The organism is Buchnera aphidicola (Pseudoregma panicola) (assembly GCF_039376655.1).
Classification (GTDB): domain Bacteria; phylum Pseudomonadota; class Gammaproteobacteria; order Enterobacterales; family Enterobacteriaceae; genus Buchnera_G; species Buchnera_G aphidicola_C.
Map to the genome: position 1 here is coordinate 77,324 of NZ_CP135000.1, position 20,785 is coordinate 98,108.

Consider the following 20,785-nt stretch of genomic DNA (forward strand, 5'->3'; position numbering starts at 1 on the left):
TTTTAAATGAATTTGAATAATAATATATATTTTTGGAAAAGCTTAACAAGTTTAGAAAAAAAAAATGTATTGAAAAGACCTATATTTTTCATAAATAAAAAATTACAAAATAGTGTTTTTAATATATTAAAAAATATTGAAAAGTTCGGAGATTTATATATATATAAATATAATTTTTTATTTGATAATATTAATATTGATAAAATTAAAATAGATTGTGATAAAATAAATATAAAAAATATTAATGTAGAAAAAAAGTTTAAAAATGCAGTTTTACATGCTAAAAAAAATATAGAAAAATTTCATTTATTACAAAAAAAAAATAATAATATAGATGTTATAATAGAAGATGGAATTAATTGTAAATATATAGAAAAACCAATTTCTGATATTGGAATTTATATACCTAAAGGAGTAAATTCTAATTTAATTTCTACTATGCTTATGTTATGTGTTCCTGCTAATATTGCAGGATGTGAAAATATAGTTGTTTGTTCTCCTCCAAAAATTAGTAATGAACTTTTATATACTGCAAAAATTTGTAATATAAAAAGTATTTTTCAAGTTGGAGGTGCTCAAGCTATAGGATCTATGGCTTTTGGAACTAAAACTGTTCCTAAAGTTAGTAAAATTTTTGGACCTGGAAATGCTTATGTTACTGAAGCAAAAATTCAAGTTAGTAAAATGCATGTTGGTGTAAGTATTGATATTCCAGCAGGACCTTCTGAATTGTTAATAGTTTCAGATGAAAATTCTAATCCAAAATTTATATCATCAGATTTAATTGCTCAGTCAGAGCATGGAAAAGATTCTCATACAATTTTATTAACTAATTCATTAAGTTTAATAAAAAATGTTATAAAAGAAATTGAATTTCAATTAATAGATTTTCCTAGAAAAGAAATATTAATAAAATCTTTATGTAACAGTAAATTTATTTTAGAAAAGGATTTGTTTAATTGTATAAATATTTCTAATATTTATTCTCCTGAACATTTATGTATTTATTCTAAAAATTATAAAGATTTGTTAGAAAACGTAAAAAATGCTGGATCAATTTTTTTAGGAGAGTGGTCTCCTGAAGTTATAGGAGATTATGCTTCAGGAACAAATCATGTATTGCCTACTTATGGATATTCTTCTTCTTTATCTGGAATTGGATTAAAAGATTTTTTTAAAAATATTACAATACAAGAATTAAATTATAAAGGATTTTTAAATATATACAATACTGTAAATATTATGTCTAAAACAGAAGGTTTAGAAGGGCATAGAAGATCTATTAAAATAAGAAAAAAATATTTAGAGGAAAATAAAAATTTTGAACTTTAAAAAACTAGTAAAATTTAATATTAATAATTTTATTCCATATAAATCTGCAAGAAGTATGTGTGTTAATGGTAGTGTTTGGTTAAATGCAAATGAATCACCTGTTAACAATGAGTTTTTTTTATTAAATAAAAATTTAAATAGATATCCTTATCCTCAGCCAAAAAACATTATTTTAAGATATTCTAAATATTCTAAAGTTAATTTTAATAATGTATTAATAAGCAGAGGTATAGATGAGTCAATAGAATTATTTACAAAAATTTTTTGTAGACCAAAAATAGATAAAATAATGTATTTTTCTCCAACTTATGATATGTATAGAATAACTGCAGAAATATTTAGAATAGATACAGTTAATATATTTTTAAAAAATTATAATAATTTTAATTATGATATAATTAGAAAAAATATAAAATTTTTAAAATTGATATATATATGCAGGCCTAATAATCCTACTGGTGATATTATGCCGAAAGAAATTTTAATAAATATATTAAATATTTGTAAAAAAACATCTTTAGTAATAGTAGATGAAGCTTATATAGAATTTTGTTGTTATAAAAGTGTAGTTCACCTAATAGATAAATATTCTAATTTAGTTGTTTTAAGAACTTTGTCAAAAGCTTTTGGATTAGCTGGAATAAGATGTGGATTTTCAATAGCTAATTCGGAAATAATAAATATATTGAACAAGTTTATTGCTCCTTATCCAATACCTACTCCTGTATGTAATATTGTTAATAAATTTTTAAGTAATAAATTTATTAGTTTTATGAAAAAATCTGTTTTAGAAATAAATAAGAATAAAAATTGGTTATTTAAAAAACTTAAAAAAATTTATTTTATAAAAAAAGTTTTTAAAAGTTATGCTAATTATATATTGATAAAATGTATTTCATCAGATTTTATTATTAAAAAATTAGAATCTAAAGGAATAATATTAAGAGATCAAAACAAAAATTTTGGATTAAAAAATTGTATTAGAATTTCTATAGGCACAAAATTAGAATGTAAAAAATTAATTTATGAATTAAAAAAAATTTCTTATAAAAATATATTTTAATTATTAAGAGTATTTTATTATATTATGAAAAATAAATTTCTATTTATAGACAGAGATGGAACAATAATAGACGAACCTATTAATGATTTTAAAGTAGATTCCATAAAAAAATTAGAATTTAAAAAATATATATTTACATCTTTATTAAATTTGAAGAAACATAAATATAAATTTGTTATGGTGACCAATCAAGACGGATTAGGTACAAATGAATTTTCTAAAAAAAAATTTTATTTTATACAAAATTTTATTATAAAAATATTTTTGTCTCAAGAAATAAAATTTTATGATATTTTTATTTGTCCTCATTATGTTGAAGATAACTGTAAATGTAGAAAACCTAATATTGGAATGTTAACTAAATTCTTAAAAAATAATAAATTAGATAAAAAAAATAGTTTTGTTATAGGAGATAGAAATACAGATATAGAATTTGCAAATAATATTGGTATAAAGGGAATTTTATATAAAAAAAATTATGATTGGAAAAAAATTGAAAAAAAAATATTATACAATAACATTATAACTATTTTTAGAAAGACAAAAGAAACTAATGTAAAAATAAAAGTAAATTTAGAAAAATATTCTTCTAGTAATATTGATACTGGAATAAAGTTTTTTGATCATATGTTAAATCAATTAGCTTTTCATTCTAGAATTTATTTGTATATAAAATCTGTAGGTGATTTATATATAGATGATCATCATACTGTAGAAGATGTAGCTATTGCATTAGGTAAATCTTTTTTAAAATCTTTAGTTTTTAAAAATGGAATAAATAGATTTGGATTAGGAATAATACCTATGGATGAAAGTATTTCCAAATGTGTTTTAGATATTTCTGGAAGACCATACATTTGTTTTAAATCTAATTTAAAAAATAAATTATTAGGAGATTTTAATTTAAATATGGTAAAACATTTTTTTTATTCGCTTAGTTATTCTATGAAAAGCACTATACATATCAGTGCATACGGAGAAAACGATCATCATATATGTGAAAGTATATTTAAATCTTTTGGAATTGCTTTCAGGAAAGCGATAGTTATAAATTCTAATTATATGCAAAGTTCTAAAGGAATATTGTTATGATAAAAGATATAGTAATAATAAATACAGGATCTTCTAATATATCTTCTTTGAAATTGTCTATTAATAGATTAGGATATGAGGCATATGTTACAAATAATTTGAAAACAATTAGAAATTCTAAAAAATTATTTTTTCCAGGAGTAGGAAGCGCTGAATATGTAATGAATTTTATTAAAAAAAAAAATATTGATATTGAGATAATGAATTATAAAAATTTAGTTCTCGGAATTTGTTTAGGAATGCAATTATTTTGTAAATATAGTGAAGAGAGTGTTAACAGCAATGTTATAAAAACATTAAATATTATAAACAGTTATTCTAGATTAATAAAATATAATAAATTACCTATTCCTCATAGTGGATGGAATAATGTAGTTCATAATAATGATATTTTATTTAAAAATATTCCTCAAGGAGAAAGATTTTATTTTATACATAGTTATATAGTTCCTATAAATAAAAATACTATTTCTAGAACTTTTTATGGAGAATATTTTTCTTCATCAATTAGATCAAAAAATTTTTTTGGTGTTCAGTTTCATCCTGAAAAATCTGGATTAGCTGGATCTCTATTATTAAAAAACTTTTTATCGGTGTGAAAAAATGATAATTCCTTCATTAGACATATTAAATAACAATATAGTAAGATTATATAAAGGAAATTATAAAAAAGTAAAATTTTATAATGATAATTTATTTTCTTTAGCAAAAAAATATAAATTAGAAGGAGCTAAAATTCTTCATTTAGTAGATTTAGATGGAAGTAAAGATCCTAAAAAAAGACAAATAAAGTTTATAGAAAATTTTATAAAAAATATTGATTTACCAATACAAGTAGGAGGTGGAATTAGAAATATAATAGATATAGAAAATTTATTATCATGTGGAGTAAAAAGAATTGTAATAGGATCTTCTGCAGTTATAAATTTTTCAGAAACAAAAAAATGGTTTAGAAAATATAGTAATAAATTGGTTTTAGCTGTTGATGTTTTTTACAAGAATGAATACAAAAATGAAATTAAAATAAATGGATGGACTAAAAATTCAAAAAAAAATATTATGGATATAATTTCTGAATATCTAGAAAATGATTTAAAACATTTGTTATGTACAGATATTAACAAAGATGGAACTTTAAAAGGTCCTAATTTTTATTTATATAAAAAAATTACTAGTACTTTTAAAAATTTATTAGTTCAAGCATCTGGTGGTATTAGTTGTTTAAATGATATAAAAAAAATAAAATTACAAAATGTTTCTGATGTAATAGTTGGTAGAGCTCTATTAGAGAATAGGTTTAGTTTGTCGGAGGCTATTTCATGTTGGCAAAAAGGATAATTCCTTGTTTAGATATTAAAGATGGTAATATTGTTAAAGGAATAAAATTCAAAAATCATAGAATAATATCTAAAAATATATTTTCTATGATAAAAAATTATATAGAAGACGGGGCTGATGAATTAGTTTTTTATGATATATCAGCTTATGTTAAAAATAAATTGGTAAATGAAAAATTAATATATAAAATTTCAAAAATTATAGATATACCATTTTGTGTGTCTGGTGGCATTAAAACTATTGAAGATGCAAAAAAAATACTTTTTTCTGGAGCGGACAAAATCTCAATAAATTCACCAGCTATTGATAATCCAAATTTAATAAGTAAATTAGCTAATAGATTTGGAAGACAATGTATAGTAATTGGAATTGATTCATTTTTTGATTCTATATTAAATAAATATTTTGTTTTTAAATATACTGGAGATTCTAAAAAAATTGTTAAAACTAATTTGTCTACTTTAGATTGGGTAAAAAGAGTACAAGAATTGGGAGCAGGAGAAATAGTTTTAAATGTAATAAATTTTGATGGATTGAAATCTGGATATGACATCATACAATTAAAAAAAATAAGAAAAATTTGTAAAATACCGTTAGTTGCTTCTAGTGGTGCTGGATCTATAAATCATTTTTATGAAGTTTTTCATAAATCTGATGTAGATGGTGCTCTAGCAGCTTCAGTATTTCATGATAATAAGATTAGTATAAAAGAACTAAAACAGTTTTTGTTTAAAAAAGGTATAGAAATAAGATTATGATTATAAAAAATATAATTTCTGCTATTAATTGGAGTAAAGTGAATAATATAGTTCCTGTAATAATACAAAATAATTTTTCAGGTAGAATATTAATGTTAGGATATATGAACAAAGAAGCATTAGAAATGACATTTAATAATAAAATTGTAACTTTTTATTCAAGAGTTAAAAAAAGATTATGGACAAAAGGAGAGACCTCAGGAAATTATTTAAATGTTATAGATATAATTTTAGACTGTGATTTTGATAGTATAATTATACTAGTAAAACCTATAGGAAAAACTTGTCATCTTAAAAATAAGAGTTGTTTTAATTATAAAAATACTTTTTTTGATTTTTTATATAGATTAGAAGATATAATAAAAAATAAAAAAAAATCTTTAAAAAATTCTTATACTAAAAAATTATATAATTCTGGAATTGAGAGAATAGCTCAAAAAGTTGGAGAAGAATCTGTAGAAACAATTTTATCTTCTTTAGGGAAAGATTCTAATAAATTTGTTAATGAAGTTTCTGATTTATTATATCATTTATTAGTATTAATTAATTATAAAAAATTTAATATGTATAAAATAATACATAATTTGATTGAAAGAAATAAAAAGAATTAATATATTTTTTTTTAATGTATTAATTTTAATTTTTATTAAAACTAATTTTATCAGGACAAATAATATGAAAAAAAAACATGTTGGAATAATTGGCATGTCTGTTATGGGCAGTAATTTATGTTTAAATTTAGAAAGAAATGGATATTTAGTTTCTATATTTAATAGATCTTATAAAAAAGCTAAAGAAATATTAATTAAAAATCCTAATAAAAATATTTTATGTTTTAAAAAAATAAATGAATTTGTTAATTCTATTTCAAAGCCTAGAAAAATATTTTTAATGATAAAATCAGGAAATGTAACAGATATAGTTATAAATTCTATTTTAAAATATTTAGATAAAAAAGATATAATAATAGATTTAGGTAATTCTTTTTATAAAGATACTATAAGGAGAGAAAAATATTTATATAGTTTAGGTATAAAATTTGTTGGCGCTGGTATTTCAGGTGGAGAAATGGGTGCATTATTAGGAGCTTCTATAATGCCTGGATGCAATAAAAATGTATATAATAAAATAAAATCTATTCTTATAAGTATATCTGCTAAATATAATGGTGTTCCTTGTGTAGATTATATAGGTCCAGATGGTTCTGGTCATTATTTAAAAATGATACATAATGGAATAGAATATGGAGATATGCAAATTATATCTGAATCTTATTGTATATTAAAAAATTTATTAAAAATGAGTAATTTAGAAATATCAAAAATTTTTAGTACTTGGAATAAAGGAGAATTAAATAGTTATTTAATAGAAATTACTAAAAAAATTTTTTTGAAAAAAGATAACAAAGAAAATTATTTAATAGATTTTATATCTGATGTTGCAAAAAATAAAGGTACTGGAAAATGGATTTGTAAAAGTGCATTAGAAATAGAATCTCCTTTATCATTAATAACAGAATCTGTTTTATTTAGATATATATCTTCATTAAAAAAAGAAAGATGTTTAGCTTCTAAAATATTAAAATCTACTGAAACTAATTTTGTTTGTAAAAATAAAGATTTTTTTATAGAAGATTTAAGAAGATCTTTATACTTAAGCAAAATAATTTCTTATGCTCAAGGATTTTATCAATTAAGAATAATTTCCAAAATACATAAATGGAATTTAAATTATATAAATATTGCTAAAATTTTTCGTTCTGGTTGTATAATAAGAGCAAAATTTTTAGATAAAATAATAAATGCATATAAAAATAATTTTAAATTAAAGAATTTGTTATTAGATAATTATTTTTCTAAAATATCTTATAAATATCAAAATTCTTTAAGAAATATAGTATCTACATCTATATTAAATGGAATACCAGTTCCTGCATTTTCATCTGCCATTTCTTATTATGATAGTTATAGATCTAATAAATTATCTTCAAATTTAATACAAGCTCAAAGAGATTTTTTTGGATCTCACAAATATGAAAGAATAGATATGAAAGGAAAATTTCATACTAATTGGTAAAAATATTTTTTATTGTTATAATAGATTTTTTAATATATTTAATAATTTTTTTTATAAAAATATTGTAAAATTAATATAATTTTTTTTAAACTGTGATTAATTTTTTATAAAAATATGAAAAAAAAAATTTTAATAACGTGTGCTTTTCCTTATGCTAATGGTTCTATTCATATAGGGCATTTATTAGAGCATATTCAAGCTGATATATTAGTTAGATATAAGAAAATGATGAATTATAAAGTTTGGTTTATATGTGCTGATGATGCTCATGGAACAGCTATAACTATAAAAGCTAATGAAAATAATGTTTCAGAAGAATATTTGATATCTCAAGTTTTAAAAGAACATAAAAAAGATTTGTTTGATTTTGATATTTTATATAATAAGTATTATTCTACGCATTCTAAAGAAAATTTATTTTTTGTAAAAAAAGCATTTAATTGTTTAAAAAAAAAGAGATTAATTAAAATAAAAACTATTAAACAATTTTATGATAATTCAAAAAACATTTTTTTATCTGATAGGTATGTATATGGATCATGTCCATTTTGTAAAAGTTATAAAGAATATGGAGATAATTGTTCTTCTTGTGGGGCCTTTTATTCAGTTACAGATTTAATAGATCCTATTTCAGTTTTTTCAAAAAAGAAACCTGTTTTAAAAAAAACTGTGCATTTATTTTTTAATATTTCTCATTTTAAAAATATTTTAAAAAAATGGATTTTTTCTAATGTTTTTAATGAAAAAATTTTAAAAAAAGTTTTAGAATGGTTAAAAATAGGATTAAAAGATTGGAATATTTCTAGAGATGATCCTTATTTTGGATTTAAGATACCAGGATTTAAAAAAAAATATTTTTATGTTTGGTTAGATGCAACTATTGGATATATAAGTACTTTTAAAAAACTATCTAAAGATTTAAATTTAAATTTTAAAGAATTTTGGTGTAAAAAAAGTAATACTAAATTATATCATTTTATAGGAAAAGATATAATTCATTTTCATAGTATATTTTGGCCTTCTTTATTAGATGCAATGTCTTTTAGAAAACCAACTAAAATATATGTTCATGGTTATGTTAAAATAAATGATAAAAAATTATCTAAGTCTAAAAATTATATAATAAGTGCAAAAAAATGGTTAAAATATTTTGATTCTGATAGTTTAAGATATTATTATGCATCTAAAATCTCCAATGGAATAGAAGACGTAAATATTAATGCAAAAGATTTTGTGTATAAGATAAATTCTGGTTTGGTGAACAAAATTGTAAATTTAGGATTTAGGAATTTCAAATTAATAAATAAATATTTTGATGGAATGTTAGCTAAAAATTTAGAAAATATAAGTGAATATAATAATTTTTTATTAAAATTTAAAAAAGTTAATATTTTTTTTAAAGATTTAAAATATAAAAGTGTAATCATAGAAATTTTAAAAATTGCTGATTTTGCTAACTATTACATTAATAATAAATCTCCATGGTCTTTTATAAAAAAGAATACTAATTTATTATATGTTCAAAAAGTTTGTTCTATGGGAATAAATTTTTTTAAAATAATAATGACTTATATGAAACCTATATTGCCTAAATTGTCTAAAAAAGTAGAATTTTTTTTAAATTCAAAATTAAGTTTTGAAAGTTTAAAATCTCCTTTATTAAATCATAAAATTTCTAATATAAAAATTTTATATAAAAGAGTTTCAATGAAAGATTTTAATAAATTATTAAAAAAATAATTTTTTTATATGTTGTTTTTCCAAGATATTTTCCAAGTTTTATTATTTTTAATATTTTTTTTATTTATTATTATAAATGTTCCTATTGCAGATATGAAAGTTTCATTATAAAATAGTAATGGAATACTATTTTTATATATATTTAATACTTTTATATGTTTCCACATTTTTTTTATTTTACAAGATTTATTTCTTTCATCTGTTTTTACAATTCCTTGAAATTGAAATCTTATATTTACTAAATCATTTTTTTTTGGTGCTGGTATTTTCATTCCTTTATTGTTTATTTCTAATATTCCTAATTTTTCAGGAAGTATTATTTTTTTAAAAGGATAATGACAAAAGATTATTTTATTTTTTATATTATTTGTTTTTCTTATATAATATATAATATTTTTATATTTTTGTATTTTATAATTTTTAAAATTCATTAATGACATTTTGTTTTGTTTGCATAAAATAAAATCTTTATATATTTGATGTATTTTTTTATATGATAAAAAAGTTTTTGTTAAACTATATAACCATTTTCTTATTATTAATATTCCAATTTCTTTAGGAAATGTTTTTATTTTTTTTATTTGTAATTCTGTATTATTTATATTACATATATTTAATATTGGTTTGATAAAAAAATTTAATATTTTTTCATTTTTTTGACATATTTTTGATGTTCTATATAAATTTTTTAAAAAAAAAGGCCATTTTTTTTCAAATATAGGAATTATTTTTAGTCTAAGAAAATTTCTTTCAAATTTTTTATTTAAATTGCTTTCATCGTTTATCCATTTTATTTTTTTTTTTATAGCCCATTTTTCTAATTTTATTTTATTGATTTTTATAAATGGTCTTATTAAAAGTTGATTATTTTTTCCAAAAAATGTAGGATTTTTGATTCCAGATAGACCATTAGGACCACTACCTCTTTTTAGAGCTAATAATAATGTTTCACATTGATCATTTAAATGATGGCCAGTTACTACTATTTCTTTTTTTAATATTTCTTCTTTTATTATTTTATATCTTTTATTTCTTAATTTATTTTCTAAATTTTTTTTATATTTTTTTTTTATTTTTCTGATAATAATTGGTATTTTATTTTTTTTACATTCTTTATAACAATGATATTCCCAATTTTTAGAGTTTTTGCTAATATTATGATTTATATGTATCGCTCTAATTTTTATATTTTTTAACTTTTTTTTTTTTAATTTAATCAATTGATATAATAAAACAGTAGAATCCATCCCACCACTATATGCTACTAATATATTTTGATCATCATTAATATATTTTAAAATATTTTTTATTAACATTTTAAATATTAAAAAATTTTTTATTTTTTACGTCCGAGTGGATTCGAACCACTGGCATCCATCATGTCATAATGGCACTCTAACCTACTGAGTTACGGACGTATAATATTATTCTTAAATTAATAATATATATAAATTATATTTTTTAGTATATTAACATATTTTTTAATAAAAATGTTAATTAAATGTTCTTTTTGTTTTAAATTTTTGTTATAGATATTTATTATATATAATTTTTTTTATTAAAAATATGAAAAACATTATTTTTATAGTGAAAATAGCATTTAATATACCTGTTAATAAAATATTTTTATATTTATATAATCTTAAAGAATTGCCAATAATTGGAGGAAGAGTAATAGTAAATTTTAATAATAAAAAAATAATAGGTATAATATTGTCTTATAAAATATATAATAAAAATAAAATTTCTTTTAAATTAAAGTATGTAAATAATATTATTGATAAAGTTTCTATTTTTAATGATTGTGTTTGGAAAACTATTTTGAAATGTTCTAAATATTATGAATGTTCTATAAATTTTATAATTTTTTTTGGTGCTCCTAATTTTATAAAAAATGGTAAAACTTTTGAATATAATTCAAAATGTGTATGTCATGTGACTAATTATAATAAAACTTTGAATTTTAAAATTTTAAAAATTTGTAAAAAAAAAAATTTTATTATAAAGTTGTTAAAAAAAAATATTTTATATATTAATGATATTAAAAAATGTAATTTGTCAAATTATATATTAAATTTTTTTAAAAAAAAAAATATACATGAAAAAAAAAAAGTTATTTTAAGAAAAAAAAATCGTGAAAATATTAATTTAATATATAAAAGTACTATTAAAAAAAAAAGTATAGAAATAAAATTAGATAAAATTATAAAAAGTTTAAATAAATTTAAAGTGTGGTTGTTAACTAATTCTATGTTTTATCAAAAAATAAAATTTTATATTTTATTATTTAAAAAAATTTTAAAATATAATTTAAAAATATTGCTAATAGTTTCTAATTACTGTTTATTAAATAAGTTTAAAAAAGAAATAGAAAAAAATATATCTATTCCTATATATTCCTATCATTCAAAATTAACAGAAAAAAAAAAATTATTTTGTTGGAAAATATTTAATCAAAAATGTCCAGCTATAATAATATCTACTAAAATAGGATTGTTTATACCAATTTCAAATTTAGGAATTTTAATATTAGATCATGAAAATAACAATTCTTATAAAATTATAGGAAAATGGATTTTTAATGTTAAAAATGTATTTTTAATAAGATCATATTTTGAAAAAATACCTATAATTTTAGAATCTTCAGAACCAGAACTAAACACATTATATAATGTGAATAAAAATAAAATAAAAAAAATAGAAGTTTCTAATAAAATAATAAATTATTATATTAGTTTAAAAAAAATTTTAATAGATATGAAAAATGAAAGATTTAAAGGTGTTTTTTCTATTTCTTTAATAAATAAAATTAATATATATTTATCAAATAATGATAATATATGTATAATAATAGATAATATATCTTATATATTTTTTTTTATAAAGTGTTGTTTTTGTAAAAGTATATTAAAATGCAATTTTTGTGATCAAATTTGTGAATTTAAATTTTATGAAAAAAAAATTTTTTGTAGATTTTGTTTTTGTGATAAAAATGTTTTTTTTAGTTGTATAAAATGTGGAAGCAAAAATTTTTATTATAAAAAATGTAATATTTCTTTTTTAATAAAAAATATAAAAGAAGTTTTCCCTAAAGTACCAATATTTTTTTTGAAAGGAAAACACATTAATAAAAGTTTTTCTAATTACTCTAAATCAATTTTTTTAATAAAAAATAAAAATGTATATAAATATAAATTAAGTAATATAAATTTATTGTTATTTTTATACATAGATTATTATTTTAATATTCCGTATTTTAAAAAGATAGAGGTTTTTAGTCAAATATATTATGGTACAATTAGATTATTTTTAGATTATTTTAATTTTTCTATTACTATAATAATTCAAACTAAACTTATTAAAAATAATTTATTTAATAAATTTTTTTATTGTGGTTATATGATCTTTACTAAATATTTATTATATATTAGAAAAAAGTATAATTTGCCTCCTTTTAATTTTAATGTAATAATAAGATTAGAAAGTAAAAATAAAAAAAAAGTATTTTTTTTACTTAAAAAAATTCTAATAATTTTTAATATGCCATATTTTTGTAATATTAAAAATTTCTTCTTTATAAGTTATAATAATATTTATTTTAATAAATATAAAAATTATTTTTATTCAAAGATATTATTATCACATTCATCTAAATTATTTTTAAGAAAAATTTTTATAAGATTAAAAAAGCATTTTAAAAATTTTTTATATTTGAATAATATTAATATAATTTTTGATATAGATACTGTTCAAACAATTTAAACTTTTATAATATTATAAAAAATATATTTTTTAAAATTTAATAAAACAAAATAAAATTTAGGAGTAATTTTATGATAAATAAAGAAATAATAAATAAATTTAAAAATTCAGGATTTATTTATAAGATTACAAATGAACAAAAATTTTTAAAAAATGTTGAAAAACATACTAGTGTAGTGTTATATTGTGGTTTTGATCCTACTTCAGATAGTTTACATGTAGGGCATATTTTACCTATATTATTTTTAAAAAAGATGCAAGATTATGGAAATAAAATAATTTTTTTGATAGGAGGAAGTACTAGTTTAATTGGTGATCCTAGTTTTAAAAATAAGGAAAGAAAGCTTTTTCCTAAAAAAAAAATTTTAAAATATCAAAAAAAATTAAAATTACAGATATTATCAATTTTAAAAAAAAATAATTTTAGTAAAAATGTAAAGATTTTAAATAATTATAAATGGTTTAGTAATATTAATATAATAGATTTTTTGAGAAATATTGGAAAACATTTTTCTATAAATCAAATGATAAATAAATCTTCTGTTATAGAAAGGATAAATAGATTAGATAAAGGAATGTCATTTACTGAATTTTCATATAGTCTTTTACAATCATATGATTTTTCTTATTTAAATAAAAAATATAATACTATATTACAAATAGGTGGTTCTGATCAATGGGGTAACATTGTTTCAGGTATAAATTTAACTAAAAAATTATATAAACATAAAGTATTTGGTATTACAATACCTTTGTTTGTAAAAAAAAATGGTAAAAAATTTGGTAAAACTTCTAGTGGATCTATATGGTTAAATAAGAAAAAAACTTCTGTATATGATTTTTATCAATTTTGGTTAAATATATCTGATGAAGAAGCTAATAATTTTATTAAAATTTTTTATTTTGTTGGTATATTGAAAAAAAAAAATTTTAAAAAAAAAAATTCTATAAAAGAAATTATAAAAAATAAACAAAATATAGCAGATTCTATTACTATTTTCATACATGGAAAAAAAATTTTAAAAATAGTTAAAAAAATTTCTAAAATATTATTTAAGAAAAAGATTATTTTTATAACTAAAAATAGTTTTAATTTTTTAACTCAAAAATATGTTGGAATTAATAAATTTTATGTAAATAAATATAATAATTTATCAGAAATATTATTAAAGACATGTTTTTCTAAATCTTTAAGTAAATCTAAAAAAATGATTTTATCAGGTGGAATAAAAATAAATAATGTAGTAAAAAAAAATTATAATTATATTTTTAAAAGTTCAGATAAAATGTTTTCTAAATATTCTTTATTATCTAAAGGTAAAAAAAAATTTTGTATATTATGTTGGAAATAAAATTTTTATTGTATGTTGAAACTTTTTCCGCATCCACAAAAATTTTTTATTTTTTTATTGATAAACTTAAATTTTTTGTTAATTCCTTCTTTTATAAAATCTATTTTTGTATTTTTTAATATTTTTAAATGTTTTTTATTTATTAATATATGTATTTTGTTTTTTAAAATAATACATTTTTTATTTTTTTTATTTTCTTTTTTATTTTTTATAAATTTCATTTTGTATTCTAGTCCTGCACATCCAGATTTTTTTACATAAATTTCTAGTATTTTTTTTTTAAATTTTTTTTTTATTAATATTTTTATTTGTTTTGCTGCTTTTTTAGTAATAAAAATTTTTTTTATATTTTCATTTTCTTTGTATTTTATTATTTTTTTCATATTTCTAATTTATAAATATTTTTAATTTATAATATATAATATATTATATAAAAAATTTAAATTTTTTAAATTAAAATTTTTATATAATTAAAATATTTTTTGTAAATATTGTTAATAAAAGTTTTAAAAAAAATAAAATTATATTTTTTGTTAATGTTTAAAATATTTTTTTTAATTAAAATTTAATTAAGTAATTTTTAGGTGATATTTATGAATAATTCAAAATTATTTATGTATTTTAAAAAAGAAATATTTTCTTTAATTTTTATTTTTTTATTATCATTTTTAAGTTTTCTAATTCTTAGGCCATTTATATTTAGTTTCGTATGGTCGTGCATGATAGTAATTTCTACTTGGCCTATTATGATAAAGATACAAAAATTTTTTTTTAATAAAAGATTTATTTCAATAATTATTATGACATTTTTTATTTTTATTTTTATTTTAGCTCCAATATTATTTTTTATTAATATTTTAATATATAATTCTAAATCTTTTATAATATTTTTGTTTTCTGAAGATTTTAAAATTCCAGAATTAACTTTTTTAAAAAATATACCATTTATAGGAAACAAAATATTTTATAATTATCATAAATTTACTATTAATAATAGTGATAATTTTATAAAGTATTTTCAACCGTATATATTAAAGTTATCAGCATTTTTTTTTGAAAAAATAGGATATTTTAGTTATACAATAGTGCAGTTAAATTTTTTATTAATATTTAATATTTTACTTTTTTCTAATGGAGAAAAGTTTATATATATAATTAATAGTATTGCATTAAAAATTTCAAATAAATATGGAAATTTAATATTATTATTAATAGGAAAATCTATTAGAGCTATATCTGTAGTAGTTCTTATTACTACTTTTGCTCAATCATTATTAGGATGTATTGGATTAATTATATCCGGAATTTCATATTTCTCTTTTTTTTCTTTTTTAATATTTCTATGTTGTTTTATGCAATTAGGACCTCTTCCAATTTTAGTTCCATTATCAATATGGTTATTTATAAACAATAATTTTATTTCTGGTACTATTTTAACTTTTTGGAGTTTATTTGTATGTATTTTAGATAATACATTAAAACCTGCTTTAATACAGCTTGGAATAAGATTGCCTTTTTTTATAATATTATTTGGTGTAATAGGTGGTTTATTAGCTTTTGGAATAATAGGTGTTTTCATAGGACCTACAGTGTTGTTAATTATGTATAGGTTAATAATATTATGGTTAAACAGAAGTTCTAAAAATAGTTTTTTTTAAAAATTTTTAAATATTTTATATTAATAATATTATATTTTTTATTTTATTTTAACAAAAATTTAACATTATAATTTTTTAAAGTTTTTTTATATTTTTTTTTTAAAAAAATATAAAAACATGTGAAAATATTTTTTAAAAGTATATTTTTTAATAATTATTTGTTTTTTAAAATTTTATATAAACTAAAAATTGCGAGAACATTTTTATTTAAATTTTGATAAAATATTATATATATTTAATAATTTTTTAATATTTTTATATTTATTTTTTATAAAAATTGTTACAGAGAGTAAAATGAAAAAAATAAGAGAATTAAGAATTTCTAAAGTTGAAAAATTAGTAACTCCAATAAAAATTTATAATAGTTATAAATTAAATAAAAATGTAGTAAAAAATGTTGAAAAAGCTAGAAAAAGAATTTGTAATATAATAAGTGGTAAAGATAAAAGATTATTAGTAATAATAGGTCCTTGTTCAATACATGATACTAAATCTGCTATCGAATATGCTAATAAACTGCTAGAAAAGAGAAAGAAATATAAATCTAGATTAGAAATAGTCATGAGAACTTATTTTGAAAAACCTAGAACAGTAGTAGGATGGAAAGGCTTAATAATAGATCCTTATTTAGACGGAAGTTTAAAGATAAATGATGGATTAAAGATAGCTAGAAAATTGTTAATAGATATAAATGAAATTGGAGTTCCTTCATCTACAGAATTTTTAGACATGTCTATAGGTCAATTTATATATGATTTAATAAGTTGGGGTGCTATAGGAGCTAGAACTACTGAAAGTCAAATTCATAGAGAAATGGCATCTTCTTTGCCTTGCGCTATAGGATTTAAAAATGGTACTGATGGAAATATTAAAATATCTATAGATGCAATTAAATCTGCAAGTTGTAAACATTTGTTTTTAACTTCTAATTTATATGGAAATATTGTAGTTAATCATACTTTGGGAAACAAAAATTTACACATAATAATGAGAGGTGGTAAAAAACCTAATTATTATGAAAATGATATAAAAAATGCGATGCATTTACTAAAAAAAAATAGATTAAAAAAATATCTAATGATAGATTTCAGTCATGCTAATTGTTTTAAAAATCATGTTTTGCAATTAGATGTATCTAATTCTATATGTTCTCAAATAAAAAGTGGAAATAATTTTATTTGTGGTGTTATGATAGAGAGTTTTTTAGAAGAAGGATCTCAAAATATTGATCTAAAAAATAATTTAACTTATGGTAAGTCAATTACAGATCCTTGTTTAAGTTGGAAAGATAGTGAAAAAATCTTAGAAAATTTAGCAGATTCTATAGATTATCGTTTTTAATAAATTAAGTACCAGTCTTATTTTTGGCTGGTACAAAATTTTTTTATTATATATTTTTTATTTTTTAATTTAGTTATATTTAGATTAAAAAAAAATAATATATTAGTTATAAAAAGGTTTTTATATGTCATTAATTTTATGTGTAAATAATAGTAATAAATTAAAAAAAAAAAAAAATATTAAAAATTTGTTAAGAAACATAAAATTTAGAAAAAATGAATTTTGTATTGCTTATAAAATAAAAAATAAATTGTATGATATTACAAATTTCGCAATAACAAATAAAAAAGTTTCTTTAATAACTAACATGAATAAAAAAGAATTTTTAAATATTATACAAAATTCATGTATACAATTATTATGTCATGCTGTAAAAAAACTATGGCCAGAAACTAAGTCAGCTACTTCTGGATTTATTAGAGGAGAATTTTATTGTGATTTTGAAATGAAAAAAAATTTGACTAAACATAGTTTAAGTTTAGTTTTTAATAAAATGAAAGAACTTTGTAAAAGTTATTATTCTATAAGATGTAAAAAAATTAGTGTAGATAGATTAATAAAAATTTTTTCTTCATATCAAGAAAATTATCAAGTTTTTATTTTAAAAAATAATTTTAAAAATAAAAAAAAATTAATAAACATTTATTTTCATAATAATTATTTAGTTTTTATTCCTGGTATTCAAATTAATAATATAAAATTTTTTAAAAATTTTTTTTTAACTAGATTTTCAGGTGTATACTGGAATAGTAAAAAAAATAATAAAGTTTTACAAAGAATATATGGAGTAGTTTTTTCTAATAAAAAAGAATTATTAAACAATATTAATAAAAATATAGATTTGAATAAATATGATCATAGAAAATTGGGAGCTAAATTAAATTTATATCATATTGATAAAAGATCTCCTGGAATGATATTTTGGCACGAAAATGGTTTTATAATATTTGAACTATTAAAAAAATTTTTAAGAAAATATTTATCTAAATATGGTTATAAAGAAGTTATTACTCCTATTATAATGAACAAAGGTACGTGGAAAAGAAGTGGTCATTTTAAAAGTTATAAAGAGCACATATTTAATACTATTTCTGAAAATAAAGATTATTGTATTAAGCCTATGAATTGTCCTGGTCATATTAAAATATTTAATGAAACTATAAGATCTTACAGGGATTTACCAATAAGATTATCAGAATTTGGAATATGTCATAGAAATGAATATTCAGGATCTCTTCATGGTTTAATGAGAACTAGATCTTTTACTCAAGATGATGCTCACATATTTTGCAGAAAAAGTCAATTTGAAACAGAAATAAATAAATGTATTAATATGATATTTGATGTATATAAAATTTTTAATTTTAGAAATATTAAGATATATTTTTCAACTAGACCTAAAAATAGTATTGGAGATGATAGTACTTGGGATCTTTCACAAAAAATTTTATATAAAATTTTGAAAAATAATAATATAAATTTTAAGTTTAAATATGGAGATGGCGCTTTTTATGGACCTAAAATAGAGTTTGTTTTAGAAGATCGTTTATATAGAAATTGGCAATGTGGAACTATTCAATTAGACTTTTATATTGCTAAACGTTTAAAAGTTTTTTATATTAATAAATATAACATAAAAAAAAATCCTATAATAATACATAGAGCAATTTTAGGATCTATTGAAAGATTTATAGGTATATTATTAGAAGAGTGTTATGGAAATTTACCATTATGGATATCTCCTATACAAATAGTTATAATTAGTGTTTCTGAAAAACATAAATGTTATGTGAAAAATGTTTTTAATAAGTTGGTTAAAAACAATTTCAGAGTTATTTATGATATAAATAATGTTACTATAAGTTCTAAAATAAGAAAATATTCTACTATAAAAATTCCATATATTTTAATATGTGGAGATATAGAAATAAATAGTTCAAGCTTAACAGTAAGAGATTTTAGTGGAAAAATAACTAATAAAGTTTTTATTAAAGATTTTATAAAAGAAATTTCAAAAAAAAATATATTATTGTAATTTATAACTTAGAGGAAATATAGTATTAAATTAAAAAAAAAAAATAAATTTGCTAAAAATAACAAGATAAATAGACAAATAACAGCAAATAAAGTTCGTTTAATAGGAATTGATGGTAATTTAATAGGGATAGTTAGTTTAGAAAAAGCTATAATTGAATCAAAAAATTTTAATTGTGATTTAGTTGAAATAAATCCTAATTCTTCTCCTCCTGTTTGTAGAATAATGAATTATGGAAAATTTTTATATGAAAAAAATAAAAATTCTAAATCTAAAAATAAAAATCAAAAAAAGATTCAAATTAAAGAAATAAAATTTAGACCAGTTACTTTTGAAGGAGATTATCAAGTAAAATTAAAAAGACTAAAAAAATTTTTATTATTAGGAAATAAAGTAAAAATTACTATTAGATTTAGAGGAAGAGAAATGGCTCATAAGGAAATAGGAATAAATGTTTTACATAGAGTTAAAAAAGATTTATCTAATATATCTATAGTAGATTTTTTTCCTAAAAAAATTGAAGGCAGACAAATGATAATGTTATTATCTTCTAAAAAAAAATAAAAATATTTAAATTAATTTATAAAATAAATATTTTAGGAAATTTATAAATATGCCTAAAAATAAAACTTTAAAAAGTGCCTATAAAAGGTTTAAGAAAACTTCTTCTGGTTTATTTAAGAGAAAAAAAAATAATTTGCGTCATTTACTTACTAAAAAAAGTAGTAATTATAAAAGAAAACTTAGAAATAAGGTTGTTGTTTCAAAACATGATAGAAAAAGAATTCGTTTATTTGTTCCATATTTATAGAGTATATTTTTTGTTCTAATTATTTTTATATTTTTAAACATGAGAAATGTATGACAAGAATAAAACGAGGAGTTACTGCAAGAGCTCGTCATAAAAAAGTTTTAAAAAAAGCAAAAGGATATTATGGAGCTAGATCTAGAGTATATAGAGTTGCAAATCAAGCTGTTATAAAAGCTTCTCAATATGCATATAGAGATAGACGACAAAAAAAACGTCAGTTTAGAAAATTATGGATATCTAGAATAAATGCAGAAAGTAGATTATATAATCTGTCATATAGTAATTTTTTATATGGGTTAAGAATTTCTAAAATTATTATTAATAGAAAAATTCTTTCAGAAATTTCTGTTTTTAATAAAGATTTGTTTAAAAATTTGATTACAGAAGTTAAAAGAAAAATATAAAACGTTTATTTATTTTTATTTTT

Annotated in this window: 19 protein-coding genes and 1 tRNA gene; 17 read left to right on the forward strand and 3 right to left on the reverse strand. The window is 18.3% G+C overall.

Annotation, left to right across the window (positions count from 1 at the left end):
• Positions 1-6: 6 nt before the first annotated feature.
• From hisD to metG, 9 genes are all read left to right on the forward strand, one after another.
• A complete protein-coding gene (hisD, locus tag RJT18_RS00390) occupies positions 7-1,332 on the forward strand; it encodes a histidinol dehydrogenase (protein WP_343154849.1) in 1,326 nt (441 codons plus the stop codon).
• The gene (gene hisC, locus RJT18_RS00395; protein WP_343154850.1) at positions 1,322-2,395 is read left to right on the forward strand and encodes a histidinol-phosphate transaminase; all 1,074 of its coding nucleotides are present in this window, start codon (positions 1,322-1,324) and stop codon (positions 2,393-2,395) included. Before hisD ends, hisC begins: the two co-directional genes overlap by 11 nt.
• A 24-nt stretch (positions 2,396-2,419) precedes the next feature.
• Entirely contained in the window at positions 2,420-3,487 is a 1,068-nt protein-coding gene (gene hisB, locus RJT18_RS00400; RefSeq protein WP_343154851.1) for a bifunctional histidinol-phosphatase/imidazoleglycerol-phosphate dehydratase HisB, read from the forward strand.
• Positions 3,484-4,086 carry an imidazole glycerol phosphate synthase subunit HisH gene (gene hisH / locus RJT18_RS00405; protein ID WP_343154852.1) on the forward strand — a complete coding sequence of 201 codons (603 nt, stop codon included), beginning with the start codon at positions 3,484-3,486 and terminating at the stop codon, positions 4,084-4,086. The genes hisB and hisH overlap by 4 nt, the downstream gene beginning before the upstream one ends.
• A 4-nt stretch (positions 4,087-4,090) precedes the next feature.
• Positions 4,091-4,825, forward strand: a complete 735-nt coding sequence (gene hisA, locus RJT18_RS00410) for a 1-(5-phosphoribosyl)-5-[(5-phosphoribosylamino)methylideneamino]imidazole-4-carboxamide isomerase (protein WP_343154853.1) — start codon at positions 4,091-4,093, stop codon at positions 4,823-4,825.
• The gene (gene hisF / locus RJT18_RS00415) at positions 4,807-5,583 is read left to right on the forward strand and encodes an imidazole glycerol phosphate synthase subunit HisF (RefSeq protein WP_343154854.1); all 777 of its coding nucleotides are present in this window, start codon (positions 4,807-4,809) and stop codon (positions 5,581-5,583) included. The genes hisA and hisF overlap by 19 nt, the downstream gene beginning before the upstream one ends.
• Positions 5,580-6,194 carry a bifunctional phosphoribosyl-AMP cyclohydrolase/phosphoribosyl-ATP diphosphatase HisIE gene (gene hisIE, locus RJT18_RS00420; RefSeq protein WP_343154855.1) on the forward strand — a complete coding sequence of 205 codons (615 nt, stop codon included), beginning with the start codon at positions 5,580-5,582 and terminating at the stop codon, positions 6,192-6,194. The genes hisF and hisIE overlap by 4 nt, the downstream gene beginning before the upstream one ends.
• A 64-nt stretch (positions 6,195-6,258) precedes the next feature.
• Positions 6,259-7,659, forward strand: a complete 1,401-nt coding sequence (gndA, locus tag RJT18_RS00425) for an NADP-dependent phosphogluconate dehydrogenase (RefSeq protein ID WP_343154856.1) — start codon at positions 6,259-6,261, stop codon at positions 7,657-7,659.
• Between the two features lie 114 nt (positions 7,660-7,773).
• Positions 7,774-9,399, forward strand: coding sequence for a methionine--tRNA ligase (gene metG / locus RJT18_RS00430; RefSeq protein ID WP_343154857.1), 1,626 nt, complete (start codon positions 7,774-7,776; stop codon positions 9,397-9,399).
• A gap of 5 nt (positions 9,400-9,404) precedes the next feature.
• Here the strand turns inward: metG and tilS are convergent, their stop codons facing one another.
• The gene (gene tilS, locus RJT18_RS00435) at positions 9,405-10,715 is read right to left on the reverse strand and encodes a tRNA lysidine(34) synthetase TilS (protein WP_343154858.1); all 1,311 of its coding nucleotides are present in this window, start codon (positions 10,713-10,715) and stop codon (positions 9,405-9,407) included.
• Between the two features lie 28 nt (positions 10,716-10,743).
• Positions 10,744-10,817, reverse strand: a tRNA-Ser gene (locus tag RJT18_RS00440).
• 148 nt (positions 10,818-10,965) lie between these two features.
• Between RJT18_RS00440 and RJT18_RS00445 the strand changes: the two genes are divergently transcribed.
• Both RJT18_RS00445 and tyrS read left to right on the forward strand, forming a co-directional pair.
• A complete protein-coding gene (locus RJT18_RS00445; RefSeq protein WP_343154859.1) occupies positions 10,966-13,161 on the forward strand; it encodes a hypothetical protein in 2,196 nt (731 codons plus the stop codon).
• Between the two features lie 71 nt (positions 13,162-13,232).
• The gene (gene tyrS / locus RJT18_RS00450) at positions 13,233-14,513 is read left to right on the forward strand and encodes a tyrosine--tRNA ligase (protein ID WP_343154860.1); all 1,281 of its coding nucleotides are present in this window, start codon (positions 13,233-13,235) and stop codon (positions 14,511-14,513) included.
• A gap of 5 nt (positions 14,514-14,518) precedes the next feature.
• Here tyrS and RJT18_RS00455 read toward each other — a convergent pair whose 3' ends face one another.
• Positions 14,519-14,896 (reverse strand): iron-sulfur cluster assembly accessory protein, encoded by a 378-nt coding sequence (locus RJT18_RS00455; RefSeq protein WP_343154861.1) that lies wholly within the window; start codon positions 14,894-14,896, stop codon positions 14,519-14,521.
• Between the two features lie 210 nt (positions 14,897-15,106).
• Here RJT18_RS00455 and ydiK point away from each other — a divergent pair, with 210 nt between their 5' ends.
• The 6 genes from ydiK (at position 15,107) to rplT (ending at position 20,762) form a co-directional block, all read left to right on the forward strand.
• Positions 15,107-16,171 (forward strand): AI-2E family transporter YdiK, encoded by a 1,065-nt coding sequence (ydiK, locus tag RJT18_RS00460; RefSeq protein WP_343154862.1) that lies wholly within the window; start codon positions 15,107-15,109, stop codon positions 16,169-16,171.
• Between the two features lie 294 nt (positions 16,172-16,465).
• On the forward strand, positions 16,466-17,512 hold the full coding sequence (locus RJT18_RS00465) for a 3-deoxy-7-phosphoheptulonate synthase (protein WP_343154863.1): 1,047 nt from the start codon (positions 16,466-16,468) through the stop codon (positions 17,510-17,512).
• A 124-nt stretch (positions 17,513-17,636) separates the two neighbouring features.
• Complete coding sequence (gene thrS, locus RJT18_RS00470) at positions 17,637-19,547, forward strand: threonine--tRNA ligase (RefSeq protein ID WP_343154864.1); 1,911 nt, start codon at positions 17,637-17,639, stop codon at positions 19,545-19,547.
• A gap of 24 nt (positions 19,548-19,571) precedes the next feature.
• The gene (gene infC / locus RJT18_RS00475; RefSeq protein ID WP_343154962.1) at positions 19,572-20,111 is read left to right on the forward strand and encodes a translation initiation factor IF-3; all 540 of its coding nucleotides are present in this window, start codon (positions 19,572-19,574) and stop codon (positions 20,109-20,111) included.
• Positions 20,112-20,160: 49 nt separating this feature from the next.
• The gene (rpmI, locus tag RJT18_RS00480; protein ID WP_343154865.1) at positions 20,161-20,358 is read left to right on the forward strand and encodes a 50S ribosomal protein L35; all 198 of its coding nucleotides are present in this window, start codon (positions 20,161-20,163) and stop codon (positions 20,356-20,358) included.
• A gap of 50 nt (positions 20,359-20,408) precedes the next feature.
• Positions 20,409-20,762: a 50S ribosomal protein L20 gene (gene rplT, locus RJT18_RS00485; protein ID WP_343154866.1), complete on the forward strand. Its 354-nt coding sequence runs from the start codon at positions 20,409-20,411 to the stop codon at positions 20,760-20,762.
• Positions 20,763-20,785 lie beyond the last annotated feature (23 nt).

Bases quoted from the DNA above. Each gene is read 5' to 3' on its own strand.
- hisD (WP_343154849.1), top strand. From the start codon at position 7: ATGAATTTGAATAATAATATATATTTTTGGAAAAGCTTAACAAGTTTA.
- hisB (WP_343154851.1), top strand. From the start codon at position 2,420: ATGAAAAATAAATTTCTATTTATAGACAGAGATGGAACAATAATAGAC.
- hisH (WP_343154852.1), top strand. From the start codon at position 3,484: ATGATAAAAGATATAGTAATAATAAATACAGGATCTTCTAATATATCT.
- hisA (WP_343154853.1), top strand. From the start codon at position 4,091: ATGATAATTCCTTCATTAGACATATTAAATAACAATATAGTAAGATTA.
- hisF (WP_343154854.1), top strand. From the start codon at position 4,807: ATGTTGGCAAAAAGGATAATTCCTTGTTTAGATATTAAAGATGGTAAT.
- hisIE (WP_343154855.1), top strand. From the start codon at position 5,580: ATGATTATAAAAAATATAATTTCTGCTATTAATTGGAGTAAAGTGAAT.
- gndA (WP_343154856.1), top strand. From the start codon at position 6,259: ATGAAAAAAAAACATGTTGGAATAATTGGCATGTCTGTTATGGGCAGT.
- metG (WP_343154857.1), top strand. From the start codon at position 7,774: ATGAAAAAAAAAATTTTAATAACGTGTGCTTTTCCTTATGCTAATGGT.
- tilS (WP_343154858.1), bottom strand. From the start codon at position 10,715: ATGTTAATAAAAAATATTTTAAAATATATTAATGATGATCAAAATATA.
- RJT18_RS00445 (WP_343154859.1), top strand. From the start codon at position 10,966: ATGAAAAACATTATTTTTATAGTGAAAATAGCATTTAATATACCTGTT.
- tyrS (WP_343154860.1), top strand. From the start codon at position 13,233: ATGATAAATAAAGAAATAATAAATAAATTTAAAAATTCAGGATTTATT.
- RJT18_RS00455 (WP_343154861.1), bottom strand. From the start codon at position 14,896: ATGAAAAAAATAATAAAATACAAAGAAAATGAAAATATAAAAAAAATT.
- ydiK (WP_343154862.1), top strand. From the start codon at position 15,107: ATGAATAATTCAAAATTATTTATGTATTTTAAAAAAGAAATATTTTCT.
- RJT18_RS00465 (WP_343154863.1), top strand. From the start codon at position 16,466: ATGAAAAAAATAAGAGAATTAAGAATTTCTAAAGTTGAAAAATTAGTA.
- thrS (WP_343154864.1), top strand. From the start codon at position 17,637: ATGTCATTAATTTTATGTGTAAATAATAGTAATAAATTAAAAAAAAAA.
- rpmI (WP_343154865.1), top strand. From the start codon at position 20,161: ATGCCTAAAAATAAAACTTTAAAAAGTGCCTATAAAAGGTTTAAGAAA.
- rplT (WP_343154866.1), top strand. From the start codon at position 20,409: ATGACAAGAATAAAACGAGGAGTTACTGCAAGAGCTCGTCATAAAAAA.